Below are 15702 nucleotides of genomic sequence, written 5' to 3'. Positions count from 1 at the left end.
CCGGTACGGATCAGCCGAGCGGCTGGTGCTTCGACACCACCTTGCCCTTGACGTCCGCGAACAGATAGCCCGTCTCGCCGTACTCGTTGGTCAGGTAGACGCTCAGTCCGGCCGGGGTGTCGAACGTCGTGTTCGGCGGTCGCACGATCAGATAGCGGGAGTTCGGGTTCTTCACCTTCAGATCCTTCTCCGCCGTCCGCAGCAGGGCCGGTACGACGTCCCAGTCGTAGCGGCTCAGTTCGACGGGGCGGTCGCCGCCGAAGATGCTCCCGCGGATGATGCCGGTCTCCAGACCGCGGTCCGGGTAGTAGCTGTAGGACTCGTAACGGGTGTCGCTGCCCTTGACCGCGGCCCGGAAGAACACGTACTCCGGATAGACGGTGGCGCCGAACACCCGGTTGGAACCGGTCTTCGCGGTCAGCGCCGCGACGGCCTTCCGGATGCCTTCGGGGGTAAGGACGTTCCGGCTCCCGGGGCTCTTCGTGCTCCGGCCCGCGCCGGGTCCGGTGCCCGTGCCGCCCGTCCCCGTACCGGGGGACGCGGAGCCCGGCGCCCCGGAGGGGCCCGGGTCCGCCCCGGTGACCTTCCTCTCCACGGTGTTCCAGTCGGGCAGGGCGTCCGTCACGACGGTCGCCGTCACCGCCGCGGAAAGGAGCACGGCACCGATCGCCAGCCGGATCCGGAGCGCGGACCGCGGCGGCACCGGGGCGATATCGCCCAGCACCGTCACCGGCTCGGCTCCCGGACCGGGCACCGGGACCGGGGTGGGTGGTGCCAGCGGATAGGAGGTCGCGGCGGACTCCCCGGTGCCGTCCGGCGGTACGGTTCCCGGCGCACCGTCCACGGCGGAAGTCGCCGGTCCAGGAGCGCCGTTCGCGGCGGACGGTACGGCGGCGGGCGGGCCCGCCGGGACCTCGGCCGCACCTGCCCCGCCACCCGCATCCCGCGCGACCTCGGCGAGCATCCGTTCCAGCGCAGCGAACGGGGGCCGGGCCGCCGGATCCTTGACGAGGACCGCGTTCAGTACGGCGGTGAGCCGGCCGGCCCGGAGCGGCGGCGGCAACGGTTCGTTCAGTACGGCGGCGAGCGTCGCGAGCGTGGTGGCCCGGCGCAGCGGATGGCGGCCCTCGACGGCGACGTACAGCATCATCGCCAGCGACCAGAGATCGGACGCCGGGCCGCCGGACTCGCCGGTGATCCGCTCGGGGGCCATGTAGTCGGGGGTGCCGATGATGGAGCCGGTCGCCGTGAGCACCGTCGACTCGCGGATCGCGGCGATGCCGAAGTCCGTGAGCACGGGCCGTCCGTCCGGCCGCAGCAGGACGTTGGCGGGTTTCACGTCCCGGTGCTGGATGCCCGCCGCATGGGCGGCACCGAGCGCGGCGAGGATCTCGCGGCCGAGCCGGGCGGCCGCTGCCGGGTCCAGCGGCCCGCGGGCCAGCAGATCGGCCAGCGAGCCGCCGGTGACCAGCTCCATCACCAGCCAGGGGTAGGTATCGCCGCCGCCGTCCACCACATGGTGGATGGTGACCACATTGGGGTGGTCGACCCGGGCCAGGGCCCGGGCCTCCCGCAGCACCCGGGCCCGCAGCAGCCGGGCCGCCTCCGGGTCGTACTCGGCGAGCCCCGGATCCGGCGGGCGCACTTCCTTCAGCGCCACCGCCCGGTCCAGTACCAGATCCCGGGCGCGCCAGACCGTGCCCATTCCGCCGCCGCCGAGACGCGCCTCCAGGGCGAACCGCCCGTCGACGACGCGCTCGTGGCCCGCCGGAGCCGGCCGGGTCTCCTCCCCGGCCCCGCCGCCCCCACCGGTCCCGGTACCGCTGCCCGTACCGGTCCCTATGCCGTTGTCGGCGCCGCTGTCGCTGCCGTTTCCGCCGCTCATGGCCGGGAGCATACGAGAACGCTCCGACATCCCGGCACCGGATCCGGATCCCGGGATCCGGCCGGGGGGCGAAACGAGCCGAAGCACGGGCCGGCGGGGTGCGCCGGACCGATCCGCGACGCCCTCCCGGTGGACGGCGCTACGCCCCGGCCCCGGCCCGGGGCGGCCCCGCGGTCATGACGCCTCGACGTGGTCCCGGCGGACGGGCTCGTACCAGGGCCGGCCCGAACCGTGTGCCGGGGCCTGGTGGGGGCCGTGGCCGGGCCCGTTCGGCAACCCGTGGCCATAGGCGTGTCCCGGCCGCTGCTGGCCGTGGGCGGACGCGTACGGCCGGGCGGATCCGGTGGCCGTACCGTCCAGGTGGCCCGGTGCCCCGCCCCGTACCAGATCGGTGTCGCTGGTCAGCCGTACACCGTCGGCCCGCCGGTAGCGGTCGGAGGAGAAGGACCAGTCGAGGTTGCCGCGCATCCAGGCCTCCATTCCGTCCGCGTACGACTCGACGGCGTGCCGTTCGCCGCGGGTGAGGCCGAGCCACTGCCCGGAGAGCGCCCGCAGTTCCTCGCGCGCCTGCCGGAATTCCGCGACCCAGCCGCCCACCCGGCCGTAGACGGCGTCGATCGCGTCCTGGAGGCCGCCGCCGCGCTCCCGGGCGAGGACGAGCACGCCGTTCGTGGTCTCGCCCGCGACGAGTTCCTTGCGGAGGGAGACGATGTCGTTGACCCAGACCACGACATCGGAGGCGCATCTGAACATGGTCTGGAACTGGTCGGTTTCATGGAGCAGCGGGGGGATCTCCCGGTCGGACGCGACCTCCAGCAGATCGAGGGAGGGGGTGATCCCGCCGGAGGCACGGCGCAGCTGCGTGTAGCCGAGGAGCCCGGGGGTGTGGTGGTGGCGGCGGTTGAGGGACTCGTACTTGAACGCGGCCAGGAAGTGAGTCATATGGAGGGTGAAGCGCATTCGCCAGGCCGCGCTCCGGTCGCGGGCCAGGTCGTGCCAGACCCGGGCCAGTATCGCGTCGAGCCTGCTGGCGGTGGTGGTGGCGGGCAGGGTGGCGTCGGGGGTCAGCAGCCGGAGCATGCGGAAGGCGGACGAGTCGTAGTCGATCTGGCCCTCGGGCTGCCGGTCGTGGCAGTCGTCGATGACGAACGCCCAGGTGAACCAGCCCGCGACGGCATCGGCGCGGTGCAGGCCCATGGCGGGGTAGGAGCGGGCGATCAGGGCACCGAGATGACTGCGGGCCAGCCGGTCGCGGGCGGCCGGGCTGTCGAGGAGGTCGTAGGCGTCGGCCCAGACCATAACGGAGGCTTCCAGATGCTCCAGCCAGGGGGAGACATGGGGCTGGAGGGCGAGCAGGGGGTGGTCGGGGCCGGGCCAGAGGTCGAGGAGGGCGCCGGTGGCGGGGTCGGCGACCCGGGTGGGGTCGCTGCCCGGATCGGGGTGCGCGGGCGCGGCGGGACAGTCGGCGGGGTGTTCGCCGGGGAGGTGGTGGGCCGGCTGGAAGGCGAGGACCGGCGGGGTGTCCGGATCCCGGAAGTGGCCGGCGGCGTACGGCGGGTGGGGGGCGTAAGCGGGGTGCAGCGGGCGGGGACCGCCCGCCGCGGCGAGGGTGGGGGTCATGAGCGGGCCTCCGTCGTCATGGGCAGCGGACCGGTGGTCAGTTCGGCCTTGGCCACCGGGCGGATCCGGTGGCCGGGCAGCGGGCGCAGCCGCCAGGCGGCCGTGATGGAGGCGAGGGCGAGGGTGACCTCCTGGTTGGCCAGGACGTCGCCGAGACACTTGCGGCTGCCGCCGCCGAAGGTGATGGTGGCGTTGCGCGGCAGTTCGCACGCGTTCTCGGGCAGCCAGCGGTCCGGGTCGAAGCGTTCCGGCTCGCGGAAGACGGCCGGGTCCCGGTGGAGTGCGTACGGGCTGAACAGGATGCTGGAGCCGGCGGGTACGGGGTGTCCGGCCAGCTGGGTGTCGGTGACGGCCCGCCGGGTGATGAACCAGACCGGCGGATAGAGACGGAGCGCCTCGGCGACGACCCGCTGGGTGTAAGGGAGTGCGGTCAGATCCGTGGCGCGGGCCGGGCGGCCGCCGAGGACGGCGTCGACCTCGGCGAGCAGCTTCCGTTCCACATCGGGGTTCTCGGCCAGCAGATGGAAGGCCCAGGTGAGACCGGAGGCGGGGGTTTCGACTCCGGCCGCGAGCACGGTCATCAGCTCGTCGTGGATCTCGGTGTCGGTCAGTCCGATGCCGCGTTCGTCGCGGGCGTTGAGCAGGACGGTCAGCAGATCGTCGCGGTCGGCGGTGTCACGGCGGTAGGTGTCGAGCATCCGGATGATGACGTCGTCGAGGCGCCGAAGGGCCCTGGTGAACCGGATATTGGCCGGGGTGGGCAGGGCGTGGAGCAGCGGCAGCGGGATGATCATCCGCCGGTAGACGCCCTTCCAGACGACGGGGAAGTTGCGCTGCACTGCGGTGACGGCGTCGGCTGCGATATCGGCGGAGAACATCATGCGGGCGGTGACCCGGGTGGTGAGCCTGCTCATTTCCGTACCGGCGTCGATGACGGCGCCCGGCCGCCAGGAGCCGGCCAGAGCGGTGACCTCGTCCTGCATCAGCCTGCAGTAGTCGTCGAGCCGGTCGCGCTGGAACGCGGGCTGGATAAAGCGCCGCTGCCGCCGGTGCTTGGCGGCTGGGCAGGTGCCGACACCGTCACCGAGCAGCAGTTTCATCGTGTCGATGAACTCGCCGCCCTTGTCGAACGTCCGGGGACGGTGCAGCACTTCCTGGACGACGTCGTGGGTACAGGCCAGATACGCCGTACTGGTGCCGATCTTCAGCCGGACGAGGTCCCCCTCGTGGCGCAGTCCGGGCAGATAGTCGAGGGGGGTACGGAAGAGCTGGAGGGCATTGCCCAGCAGGGGGACACCGCCCGGCGCCCGGCCGAGGCGGTAGGAACGGCGCTCGGACGCAACAATTGTCGTGCTCACGTGAAGAACCCTTACTGCGGAGACGGCAGGACACACCTGTCGCCTGGTCGTGATAAAAGCCGGATTCGTCGTGCGTACCTACGCCCTCGCACCTGAGCGGGTTCGCCGCCCGCCGGCCCGCTACCGGCCCGGACTCCTTCGTCCGGACCGCTTTCAACCTGACGCAGTGACGCCGGGGACGAAGCGGGCGTACGGGCGAGGTGCGCAAAATACGCATACGGATCTAAACACCACGTCCACCCGAAGTGCCATGTGCCACTCCGGCCGTGCGGGGTGATGCCGGGGTCCATCCGAAGGCACGTTGCCGCAGCCGGACCGTGGCCGGCCGGACCGCCGGAGCCGGGGGCGGCCGCGCTGTTCACCACGGCCGCCCCCGGGTCAGCTCACCTCCGGGGACGCGCAGTTGCCGCGGCCGCACTGCGGTGCGCGCCCTTCGGCAGGGGCAGGGTCGCGGTCACGGTCAGTCCGCCTCCGGCCCTGGGTTCGGCGGTGGTGTCGCCCTGGTGGGCACGGGCCACCGCCCGCACGATGGAGAGCCCGAGCCCGCTGCCGCGCGCCGAACCGACCCGGTCGGTCAGCCTCCGGAACGGCTCGAACAGCACCGGGATCTCATGGGCTTCGATCACGGCACCGGTATTGCCGACCGCGAGGTACGCGCCGAGCGGCCCGGTCCCGGTGTGCACGGTCAGCACCCCGTCCGGCACGTTGTACTTGACGGCGTTGTCCACCAGGTTGCGGACGAGTTGTTCGAGGAGCACCGGATCGCCCAGGGCGGGCGCGGGCGCCAGGATCCGCTGCACCCGCAGCCGGCGTCGCTGCGCGTCGGCGGCCGTATGGGTGAGGACGGATCCGGCGACCGCCGCCAGGTCGACGGGGTGGCTCTCGGCGGGGGCGCTCTCCGCGCGGGCCAGGGTGAGCAGCGCGTCGATCAGCCGCTCGTGGCGCTCGTTGACCGCGAGGAGGTTCTCCCCGAGCTGCCGCACCTCGGGGGGCGCGTTGCGCCGGGCCACCGCAACCTCCACCAGGGTCCGGCCCACCGCCAGCGGGGTCTTGAGTTCATGGGCGGCGTTGGCGATGAACCGGTCCTGCCCGGCGAAGGCCTGGTCCAGCCGGTCCAGCATGCTGTCGAAGGAGTCCGCGAGCCGTTTCACCTCACCGGGCGGTTCGTCGAGGCCGATGCGCTGGTGCAGGGTGCGGCCCGCGATCCGCTCCGCGGTGGAGGTGATCCGGTTGAGCGGGCGCAGCAGCCGTCCGGCCACCAGCCAGCCCATGGTGGTGGCGATCACCCCGACGACGACCACCGTCAGCCCGCCCTTGGCCATGAGATTGGTCCGCATGGTGGCGAGGACGTGGTCCCGTGACGCCGGGTCGATGGTGATGCCCTCGTACTCCGGGCGGCCGTCGGCCGGCACGGCGAAGCCCCCGACGAGCTTCTCGCTCGGCAGGCCCGTCGGCAGATCTGTCGGCGGGTGCGTCGGCGGGTCCGTCGGCAGCACGGTGGGCGGGGGCGGGACCTCGGGCGGCGACGCGGGGAGGGGGCCGAAGACCCGGCCGTCCGCCGGGCCGGATCCCGGCGGTGTCTGCGATACGGAAGGGCCGGACGTCCGCTCCGCGGTGGGGAACGGCAGCGAGAGGGTGTACTGCATGCTGTTCCCCACCAGGATCAGCGCCCCGCCGAAGATCGCCGCGCCCGCGACGAAGAACATCAGACCGAAGACGACCGTCAGCCGGACCCGCAGGCTGCCGCCGAGCGCGCGCAGGATCACCGGATGCGGTAACCGACGCCGGTCAGCGTCTCGATGACGGGATCGCCGCCGAGCTTGCGCCGCAGCGAGCGCATGGTGACCCGGACGACGGTGGTGAACGGATCCACGTTCTGGTCCCAGGCGCGTTCGAGCAGCGCCTCCGCCGAAACGGGCGCTCCGCCGGCGCGGAGCAGCTCCTCCAGCACCGCGAACTCCTTGCGGGACAGCGCGATGTACCGGCCGTCGCGGGTGGTCTGCCGCAGATGCGGGTCGAGTCTGATGCCGGCCCGCTCCAGTACGGGCGGTACGGCGGGCCGCGAGCGGCGGCCCAGCGCCCGGATCCGGGCGACGAGTTCGGCGAACGCGAACGGTTTGGTCAGATAGTCGTCCGCGCCCAGTCCGAGTCCCGCGACCCGTTCGGCGACGGTGGTGGAGACCGTCAGCATCAGCACCCGTACCTCCGCACCGGACGCGACGGTACGGCGGAGCACCTCGTCACCGTGGACCAGCGGGAGATCCCGGTCGAGCACCATCACGTCGTACGTGTACACCGCCAGGTTCTCCAGTGCCGCCTCCCCGTCGTGGACGACGTCGACCGCCAGCCCCTCGTCGCGCAGCCCCTCGGCCATCGCCCCGGCGAGCAACTCCTCGTCCTCGACCACCAGCACCCTCATGCGTTTCCACCGTTCCTCACCGCGTTGGTCCGGATCAAGTATCCGCGCCCGATGTGAAAAGCAGGTGAGCGGATACGCTCACCGTGATCGCACGCTTCTTCGCGTGGACTGTGCGCGGGCCGTGACCGCCGCCCGGCGCCGTACCCCGACCGGAGAGCGGCGCAGCGGCGCTCCCGCCGCACCGGACACCGCCCCGGGGTCGCAGCGGTCCGGCGGGCGCCGTACGGACGGATCCGGCCCGCTCCGAACGTCCCCGACGAAGGCTGAACTCCCATGGCTGACCGCCGGCTCACGACCGCTTCCCGACCCGGGGGCCGCCGCCGCTCGCACCGGACGGCACCCCGGGGCGGCCGGCGGGCCCGGCGAGGCCGCCGCTCGGCCGCCGCGACGGCGCTCCGGTTGCTGCTGTTGATCGTCTGTACGGCCGCGGTGGGCTGGGCCGGTCTCGCCCTGCTGCCGGACCCGGAGGAGGACCGGGCGGCATCCCCGGCGGCGGACGACGGCCCCATGCGCACCGCGTCCGCTCCCCCGCCCCGCGCCACCGCCACCGCCTCGGGCGGACCGCGCCCCCGCGGCGACGACCGGCCGCCCCAGCGGGTCCGCTACGCGGTCGACGGGCCCGGTACGTACACCTGGGCCAAGGGCACCGGGCCCCGGGCCGGCACCAAGGGGCGGCTCGTCCGCTACGGGGTGAAGCTGGAGCACGGCACCGGACTGGACGTCGACGAAGTCGCCGCCGAGATCGACGGCATCCTCCGCGACCCCCGGGGCTGGACCCGGCAGGGCGCCGCCTCCTTCCAGCGGGTCGGATCACCCCCGTACGACATGCTGATCCATATCGTCTCCCCCGGCACCACCGACCGCCTCTGCGGCCAGTGGGGTCTGAAGACCAGGGGGCAGGTCAACTGCGCAGGCGCCCCGCATCTGGTGGTCAACGTCCGCCGGTGGATAGAGCTGAGCCCCCAGTACCGCGGCCGGCCGGCCGACTACCACGCCCTGATCATCAACCACGAGGCCGGCCATGTCCTGGGCCGGGGCCACCGGGGCTGTCCGGGCCGGGGCCGCCCGGCCCCGGCGATGATGCAGCAGATAAAGGGGTTGAAGGGGTGTACGGCCAACCCCTGGGTGTACGACGCCGGGGGCAGGCTGATCGACGGACCGCCGGAACCCTGAGGGGCGGCGCCCGCCCGGGGCTGCCGGAGCACCGTGTTCGGCCGCGAGGCCGGACGGCCGGCTCGGGCCCGCGGGCCTCAGAGATCCCGCCGGGCCCCGGGGGCGGCGCCGAGCACCAGGTCCGCCCAGGATCCGGCCGTCCGCGCCCACACCGCGCGGAGTTCCGGCTCCGCAGCCCGGACCGAGGCGACGGCCGCACCGGGGTCACCGCCCGCCCGCGCGACGGCCGGGCCGTCCGAGAGCGACCAGTCCGCGACCGCATCACCGAGCACCTCGGGGTGGAACTGCACTCCCCAGGCCCGCGAACCGACCCTGAAGGCCTGGTGGAGGCAGTCGTCACCGGTCAGCAGCGGAACGGCGCCCGGGGGCAGGGCGCCGATCTCGTCCCAGTGCCACTGGGCGGCCCGTGCCCCGTCGGGTACGGAGCCGAAGAGCGGGTCCCCGTCGGCCGCGGGCAGCCGGCGCAACGGCACCGCCCCCACCTCGGGGCCCCGGTCCCGGACCCGGACCGAGCCGCCGAGCGCGGAGGCCATGATCTGGCCGCCGAGGCATATCCCGAGCAGCGGTACCGAGGAGTCGACGGCCTCGCGGACGAGGACCCGCACGGCGGGCAGCCAGGGCAAGGCCTCCTCGTCATCCGCGTTGGCCGCGCCGCCCAGCACGAGCAGTCCCGCACAGCCGTCGAGGGACGCGGGCACCTCGTCCCCGTCCCAGGGGTGGACCAGGTGCAGCGCGAGCCCGGCCGCCGCCAACTCCTCACCCACCAGGCCGGGACCGGTGCCGTCCTCGTGCTGGATCACCAGGATCCGGGGGGCCACCTGGGATGTAGTCACAGTCGTCCTGCCTCCGCAATCTGCTGGAGGAGCGCCGTGGCGCGCTCCTCGGGGGCTTCGCCGAAGACCGGTTCCGGCGGGCCCTCGGCCCGGGACGGCGCCCCGGTGGAGAAAGCCCACCCGGATCCGGACCCGCGGCCGGGAGCGGTGCGAACCAAAACCTTTTGAGCGATAGGGGTGGCCGATATGCTCAACCAAAAGGTTTTGGCAGTCAAGGGGTGCCCGAAGATTGACTGCCGGGGACCTCCGGTCCCGCCGACGGTCACCCACCACGGCTCGTCCGGCCGGACCGCGCACCACCCGCCACCATGCACGGATCACCATGCACGGATCACCGATCACCGATCACCGATCACCGATCACCAGGAGGGGACACGCGATGCCCGGACCGGCCGGACCGCACCACGTTCCGGAGACCGCGCGTTCGGTCGGGATCAAGGACGTCGCCCGCGCCGCGGGGCTCTCCATCACCACCGTCTCGCACGCCCTCAACGGCAAGGGCAAGGTCAGCGCCCGCAGCCGGGAACGGGTGCGGGAGATCGCCGACGCGCTGGGTTACCGGCCCAACCCCGCGGCCCAGGTGCTGCTCAGCGGCCGTACCGGCATCGTCGGACTGGCGGCCGGACATCAGAGCGCCGAGGCCTGGGAGCGGACCTACCGCCCGTACTACGCGTCGCTGACCGCCGGTGCCATGGTCGAGGCGGTCGACCGCGACTACGCCCTGGTGGTGGTCCCGGTCCGGCCCGGCACCGATCTGTGGACCCGGATCCCGATGGACGGGCTGATCGTCGTCGACCCGGTCGCGGGCGACCCCGTGATCGCCGAGGCGGTACGGCGCGGACTCGCCCTGGTCACCGACGGGCGGCCCCTCGACCCCGGGCAGGCCCGGATTCCGTATGTCCACAGCGATATGACGGCCGGTCTGCCGCTGGCCATGGAGCATCTGTACGGCCGCGGGGCCCGCCGCACGGCCTTGCTGACCGGCCCCGAACCCGACTCGTACACCCTCGACAGCGAACGGGCCTATGCGCGTTGGTGCGCCGGGCGGGGGCTGCCCGCACGCATCGAGCGGGTACGGGACGGGGAGACCGCGCGGGACACGGCCCGGCGGCTGCTCGCCTCCGGGGACCGCCCCGACGGCGTCCATGCGCTCAACGAGACCTACGGGGAGGCGCTGCTGGCGGCCGCGGATGAAGGGGGCATCGCCGTTCCGGACGGCCTCCAGGTGACCGCGGCGGGGGATGCGGAGCCGGGCACCCGCCCGGCCCTGACCCTGCTGACGCTCTCTCCGCGCCGGATCGGCGCGCTCTGCGCGGGCATGCTCATCGACCTGCTGAACGGCCGGGCGCCGGAGCCCGTTTCGGTGCCGTGCACGCTGCTGCCGGGGGACTCCACCCGGGTTTGAGCACCACGGGCCCGGGAGTCCGCCCTACGACGCCGGCTCCGGGTGCGAGAGCAACCGTTCGGCCGACATCCGCCGCACCGCGGCGGACCGCGGCTTCCCGGACGCGAATCCCGGCACTCGCTTCCCCCGGCCGACCGGCAACCGGATCCGGCCCTGCCCAGCGGCCGCGGGCGGTGCTTCCGGGGACCGGCGCCCCCGCTCCCGGGCGACGGCGCACCGAACAACGGAAGCCCGCCCGGCCTTTCCGTATTCCGGCCCGGCGAACACCCTCACCCGACCGGACTCTTTACCTCCGCGCACCGGCCCGGCGGATCTCCCGGCACCCCCGGCCCTGACGGACCGGCTCGAAACGGCGCGGCAGCCCTGGTTACCGACGGGAGGATTTGGCCGGCACCTTCCCTTCACCGGTGCCCGTCTCCGGCCCACCGCGGAAATGTGAACGGACAACAAGAATCCGCTGCCGCCGCATTACGGCGGCAGCGCCCGCACCCACTCCGTCAAAGGGCCGTCAGGGCGGCGGCAAGGGCGCGTCAGAGAACCGTACGTCTTCTTGTCCCGCCCTTCTCCGCCCACTTCGATGGACGTCGTGAACAGCGCGTGGTTCCTCCTCGGCCGACCGCCCCGTTCGGCGGACCGGCCCTACCGCGTCGCTGCCGGGAGCCGTCCGCTGCCCACTCCCCGCGCGCCGTCGGACGGCGCGCGGGCGGGGCCGCACGGCGGCCGAACCGCCCTCCGGGGGCGCCGCGAGTCCCGTTCCGGCGCCCCCGGCCGGGCCTCCACCGCCCCGGCCCCCGCTCACCTCTTCCCGTCACTTCTTCCTCTTGGATGGACCATGTCCGGCTCCGACCTCTCGTCCCTGACCGCCCTGGTGACCGGTGCGACCTCCGGTATCGGCCTGGAGACCGCCCGGCTGCTCGCCGAGCGCGGGGCGGCCGTGCTGGTGCACGGGCGTACCGCCGACGAGGCGCGGACGGCGGTGGACACGCTGATCGCCACCACCGGCGCCGACGGGGCCCGGCTGCACCCGTACGCGGCCGACTTCACCGGGCTGGCGGAGGTGACGGTGATGGCATCGCGCGTTCTGGCGGCCCATCCGCAGGTCGACGTACTGGTGAACAACGCCGGGCTCGCCGCGCCCGAACGTCACACGCTCACCCGCGACGGCAACGAAATCGCCTTCCAGGTCAACTTCCTCGCCCACTATCTGCTGACCGATCTGCTGGCCCCGGCACTGCTCGCCGCTCCGGCGGGCCGGGTCGTGAACGTGTCGTCCTCACTGCACCGCACCGCGTCCATCCAGTGGACCGACCCGCAGCGGGCCCGCCGCTACTCCCGGATCGCCGCCTACGCCCAGTCCCAGCTCGCCCTCACGGTCTTCGCCGCCGACCCCCGGATCACCGCGGTCTCGGTGCACCCCGGCGTCTGTTCGACGGAGCTGCTGCCGCTGTACGCGCACCGGGGTGCTCCGGCCGCCGAGGGCGCCGCCCATGTGGTGCGGCTCTGCGACCCGGCGACGGCCGTCGTCAACGGCGCCTACTACGACCGGGACCGGCAGGCGGAGCCCGCGCCGGGCGCGACCGGAGAGCGCGCGGTCAGGCGGCTGGCGCGGCTCGCGGACCAGCTGGTCCACACGGGCTGAAGCCCCGTCCCGCGAACCGGCAGGCACCGGACCACCGGACCACCGGATCGGCAGACCGGCAGACCGGCAGACCATCGGAGCACGGGTCGGCGGATCACCGGGCCGGCCGGGCCGGCGGGGCCGTCAGCGCGAGTGCCCGGCCCCCGGCCGTTCGGCGACGCCGAGACGGGCCGCCCACTCCAGGGCGTTGGGCACCCGCGACTCCCGGGGCAGCGGCCCCGGTTCGGAGGCGGAGTCGATCAGCTCCTCCAGAACGTCGGCGTTGACCGTGCCCGCGGCCACCCGGGCGACGAACCGCTCGGCCGCCACGGGGTCCCGGTAGCCGGCGTCGGCGAAGCTGTCGGCCAGCGAACGGTCGTCGAAGATGCCCGCATAGCCGTCGCAGGAGGCCGCGAGACCGTCGTCCGTCACATACTCGGGATAGGGGGCACGCTGCCAGCGGTCCCCCTCCCACCAGTACAGATAGCCGAGGTCATAGCCGTCGTTGAGTGCGCGCAGCTTCTGGTGCGGCAGCCAGTCGGGGGCGTCGGCCAGCAGGTCGACGGGCTTGTCTCCGACATAGGTGGTGTCGCTGCAGTCCACGTCCTGGCCGTAGAACACGGCCTTTCCGTCCGTCAGCAGGGCCAGCGTCCAGCCGCCGTTGGAATGCGCGCAGGACAGTTCCCGGTCACCGAGCCGGAATACGGGTCTGGTCGTTCTGGTGACAGCGATCAGTACGAGCACGACGGCGCGTTGCCACATGCGCTCGGGCCTGCCGAGCAGTGCCGGAATCCGAGGCTCGTCGGTCATCTCTGTTCCTGTTGTCGGCCATGGGTTTCGCCGCCCGAACATCCGGGGTTACCGAACCATACGACCGGATGGAGCACCGGCGCCAATGGTCCGCCGCATGCGCGTCGCGGCCGGGTCCACCGGGGTTGCAGGGGCCGGCGTGACCGTAGGGGAATGGACGGCCCCGACGGTACCTCTTCGTCGAATTCCCGTTCCGGGAAGGGAAATCCGTACAGGAATACGGACCGGGACAATGCTGCGGATCGGCATGTGGCACACCAGGGAGGGTTGTTCTTCGGGGAATGGCGGACGGGGATTCGGAGGGGCCGGGAATGCGATGTCGTACGGAGGGACGAGGGCGGCCGGGCCGGATCGGGCGAGCCGGACGTACCGCACACCTCGGGCTCGGGGGACGCGTCGCACTCCTCGGGCAGGCCTCCTCGGGCTGTCGGGGGCGAAGGCAGCTCCCGCCCCTGCTCCGATGTTCGCATTTGCTTACCGCTTACTCACCCGGTCGTCGGGGATCCGGCCGGAATGCACCTCACAAGGATCCGTCCGCCGTGCGCCCGACCCCACCGCGCTCCGGCGGGCTCACCGGTAGTACGTACGGGAGCGGCAGACGGTTCAACGGAACCGCGAACCGGGGACGTAGGGTGAGGACGGTGTTCACCTCATCCGGACCCACGCTGCGCGAACTCGCCGTCCAGGCGCTCTCCTCGGTGGAGCGCGGTTACGACCTGCTGGCCCCGAAGTTCGACGAGACCCCGTTCCGTACGCCCGGCCGTTTCCTCGATCCTTTCGTCGAGGCCGTCCGTCCCCTCGGCCCGTTCGCTACCGGTCTGGACGTCTGCACCGGTACCGGCGCGGGCGTAGGGGTGCTGCGCAGCCTGTGTGAGGAGCGGGTCGTCGGCGTGGACTTCAGCGCGGGCATGCTGGAGCGGGCCAGGACGGCCCCAACAGCGGGGCAGGATTCGGCCGCGGCGCCCGCGGTGGAGTGGGTACGGGCCGATGCCCGGGCGCTGCCGTTCGCGGCGGGCTTCGATCTGGCGGTGAGTTTCGGGGCGTTCGGGCATTTCCTGCCCGCGGAGCGTCCGGCGCTCTTCGCCGGGGTGTGCCGGGCGCTGCGGCCGGGCGGGGTGTTCGCCTTCCCGCTGCCCGCGCCGCCGCCGGTGGGCTCGCTGCCGTACTGGACGCTGTGGGGCTTCGACGCGGCGATGCGGGTACGGAACGCGGTGTGGCGGCCGCCGTTCGTCATGTACTACCGCACCTTCCCGCTGGGCCCGGTGCGGGCGGATCTGGAGCGGGCCGGGTTCGCGGTGGAGCTGCGGGCCGTGGAGGAGCTGGGGCGGCGGCCGGACGGCAGTCCGAACTGCCGGCTGGTGGTGGCCCGCCGCCGCGGCTGAGCCGAGCGGCCTACGGGGGCCGGGCCCCGGCCGGTCAGGCGACGGAGCCGATCCGGCCGGGTCGAGGCGCGTCGTGGTGGATCGGGGTCCCGGCCCCGGTCAGCGGTGCTCCGCTGCCGCCCCGGCGGCGGGCCACGATCTCGGCGGCGATGGACAGCGCGGTCTCCTCGGGGGTACGCGCCCCGAGGTCGAGCCCGATGGGGCTGTGCAGCACGGACAGCTGGCGCTCCGTCACCCCGGCCGCGCGCAGCCGCCGCTCCCGGTCGCGGTGGGTGCGGCGGGAGCCCATCGCGCCGATATAGGCGACGGGCAGCCGCAGGGCGTGGACCAGCAGGGGTACGTCGAATTTGGCGTCGTGGGTGAGGACGCACAGCACCGTCCGGGTGTCGGTCGCCGTGGACCGGAGGTAGCGGTGCGGCCAGTCGACGACGATCTCGTCGGCCTCGGGGAAGCGTTCGGCGGTGGCGAAGACCGGACGGGCGTCGCAGACGGTGACATGGTGGCCGAGGAACTTGCCGAGGCGGACCAGCGCGGCGGCGAAGTCGATCGCCCCGAAGACGATCATGCGTGGGGGTGGGGTGCTCGACTCGACGAGGAGGGTGAGCGGGCTGCCGCAGCGGCCGCCGTCCCGTCCGACGGGAACGGTGCCGGTACGGCCCGCTGCCAGCAGGGCCCCGGCCTCGGCGGCTGCGGTGCGGTCCAGCTCCGTACCGCAGCCGAGGGTGCCGCGGTAGGTTCCGCCGGGAGTGACGAGCAAGGGTCGGCCGATGAGGTCTTCGGGTCCGTCGGCGATCCGGACGAGGGCGGTGGGCTCACCGCGGGCGGCACGGGCCACGGCTTCGGTCCCGGGTCCTCCGGGGTCGACCGGGGTGACCAGGACTTCCAGCTCTCCGCCGCAGCTCAGGCCGGTGGCGAAGGCGTCGTCGTCGCTGTAGCCGAAGCGTTCGCGCAGGGCGTGTCCTTCGTGCAGGGCGCGGACGCACAGCTCGTAGACGGCGCCTTCGACGCAGCCGCCGGAGACGGAGCCGACGGCCGTGCCTGCGGTGTCGACGGCGAGGGCGGCGCCCGGCTGCCGGGGCGCGCTGCCGCTGACGGAGACGACGGTCGCGACGGCGTACTTCCGGCCCTGTTGGGACCACTGGTGCAGTTGGTCGGCGATGTCGAGCACGGTGCGCGCTCCTCTCTCCGGTTCGCCGGGG

The 15702-nt window shown here is 73.3% G+C and carries 12 protein-coding genes; 4 read left to right on the top strand and 8 right to left on the bottom strand.

The features are described from left to right. Window positions 1–10: 10 nt before the first annotated feature. The 5 genes from ACIQ9E_RS01980 to ACIQ9E_RS01960 form a co-directional block, all read right to left on the bottom strand. Entirely contained in the window at window positions 11–1885 is a 1875-nt protein-coding gene (locus ACIQ9E_RS01980) for a serine/threonine-protein kinase (protein WP_403700438.1), read from the bottom strand. Between the two features lie 174 nt (window positions 1886–2059). Then, window positions 2060–3505: a hypothetical protein gene (locus ACIQ9E_RS01975; RefSeq protein ID WP_403700435.1), complete on the bottom strand. Its 1446-nt coding sequence runs from the start codon at window positions 3503–3505 to the stop codon at window positions 2060–2062. After that, entirely contained in the window at window positions 3502–4863 is a 1362-nt protein-coding gene (locus ACIQ9E_RS01970) for a cytochrome P450 (protein ID WP_403700432.1), read from the bottom strand. The genes ACIQ9E_RS01975 and ACIQ9E_RS01970 overlap by 4 nt, the downstream gene beginning before the upstream one ends. A 383-nt stretch (window positions 4864–5246) precedes the next feature. After that, entirely contained in the window at window positions 5247–6629 is a 1383-nt protein-coding gene (locus ACIQ9E_RS01965) for a sensor histidine kinase (RefSeq protein ID WP_403700429.1), read from the bottom strand. Beyond that, window positions 6626–7282 carry a response regulator transcription factor gene (locus tag ACIQ9E_RS01960; protein WP_403700427.1) on the bottom strand — a complete coding sequence of 219 codons (657 nt, stop codon included), beginning with the start codon at window positions 7280–7282 and terminating at the stop codon, window positions 6626–6628. The genes ACIQ9E_RS01965 and ACIQ9E_RS01960 overlap by 4 nt, the downstream gene beginning before the upstream one ends. A gap of 399 nt (window positions 7283–7681) precedes the next feature. On the opposite strand from ACIQ9E_RS01960, the gene ACIQ9E_RS01955 reads away from it, so the two are divergent. Beyond that, on the top strand, window positions 7682–8455 hold the full coding sequence (locus ACIQ9E_RS01955) for a DUF3152 domain-containing protein (RefSeq protein ID WP_403700424.1): 774 nt from the start codon (window positions 7682–7684) through the stop codon (window positions 8453–8455). A gap of 77 nt (window positions 8456–8532) precedes the next feature. Here ACIQ9E_RS01955 and ACIQ9E_RS01950 read toward each other — a convergent pair whose 3' ends face one another. Further along, a complete protein-coding gene (locus ACIQ9E_RS01950) occupies window positions 8533–9288 on the bottom strand; it encodes a type 1 glutamine amidotransferase (protein ID WP_403700422.1) in 756 nt (251 codons plus the stop codon). Window positions 9289–9667: 379 nt separating this feature from the next. Between ACIQ9E_RS01950 and ACIQ9E_RS01945 the strand changes: the two genes are divergently transcribed. Continuing rightward, complete coding sequence (locus ACIQ9E_RS01945; RefSeq protein WP_403700419.1) at window positions 9668–10693, top strand: LacI family DNA-binding transcriptional regulator; 1026 nt, start codon at window positions 9668–9670, stop codon at window positions 10691–10693. 832 nt (window positions 10694–11525) lie between these two features. After that, on the top strand, window positions 11526–12332 hold the full coding sequence (locus tag ACIQ9E_RS01940) for an SDR family NAD(P)-dependent oxidoreductase (RefSeq protein WP_403700416.1): 807 nt from the start codon (window positions 11526–11528) through the stop codon (window positions 12330–12332). Between the two features lie 123 nt (window positions 12333–12455). Here the strand turns inward: ACIQ9E_RS01940 and ACIQ9E_RS01935 are convergent, their stop codons facing one another. Further along, window positions 12456–13121, bottom strand: coding sequence for a hypothetical protein (locus ACIQ9E_RS01935; protein ID WP_403700413.1), 666 nt, complete (start codon window positions 13119–13121; stop codon window positions 12456–12458). A 641-nt stretch (window positions 13122–13762) separates the two neighbouring features. Here ACIQ9E_RS01935 and ACIQ9E_RS01930 point away from each other — a divergent pair. Beyond that, window positions 13763–14503, top strand: coding sequence for a class I SAM-dependent methyltransferase (locus ACIQ9E_RS01930; protein ID WP_403700410.1), 741 nt, complete (start codon window positions 13763–13765; stop codon window positions 14501–14503). A gap of 34 nt (window positions 14504–14537) precedes the next feature. Here ACIQ9E_RS01930 and ACIQ9E_RS01925 read toward each other — a convergent pair whose 3' ends face one another. After that, window positions 14538–15671, bottom strand: a complete 1134-nt coding sequence (locus tag ACIQ9E_RS01925) for an XdhC family protein (protein ID WP_403700408.1) — start codon at window positions 15669–15671, stop codon at window positions 14538–14540. Between the last annotated feature and the right edge of the window lie 31 nt (window positions 15672–15702).

It is taken from the genome of Streptomyces sp. NPDC094448 (assembly GCF_044763775.1).
GTDB lineage: Bacteria > Actinomycetota > Actinomycetes > Streptomycetales > Streptomycetaceae > Streptomyces.
This window is presented reverse-complemented; position numbering and strand designations above follow the sequence as displayed.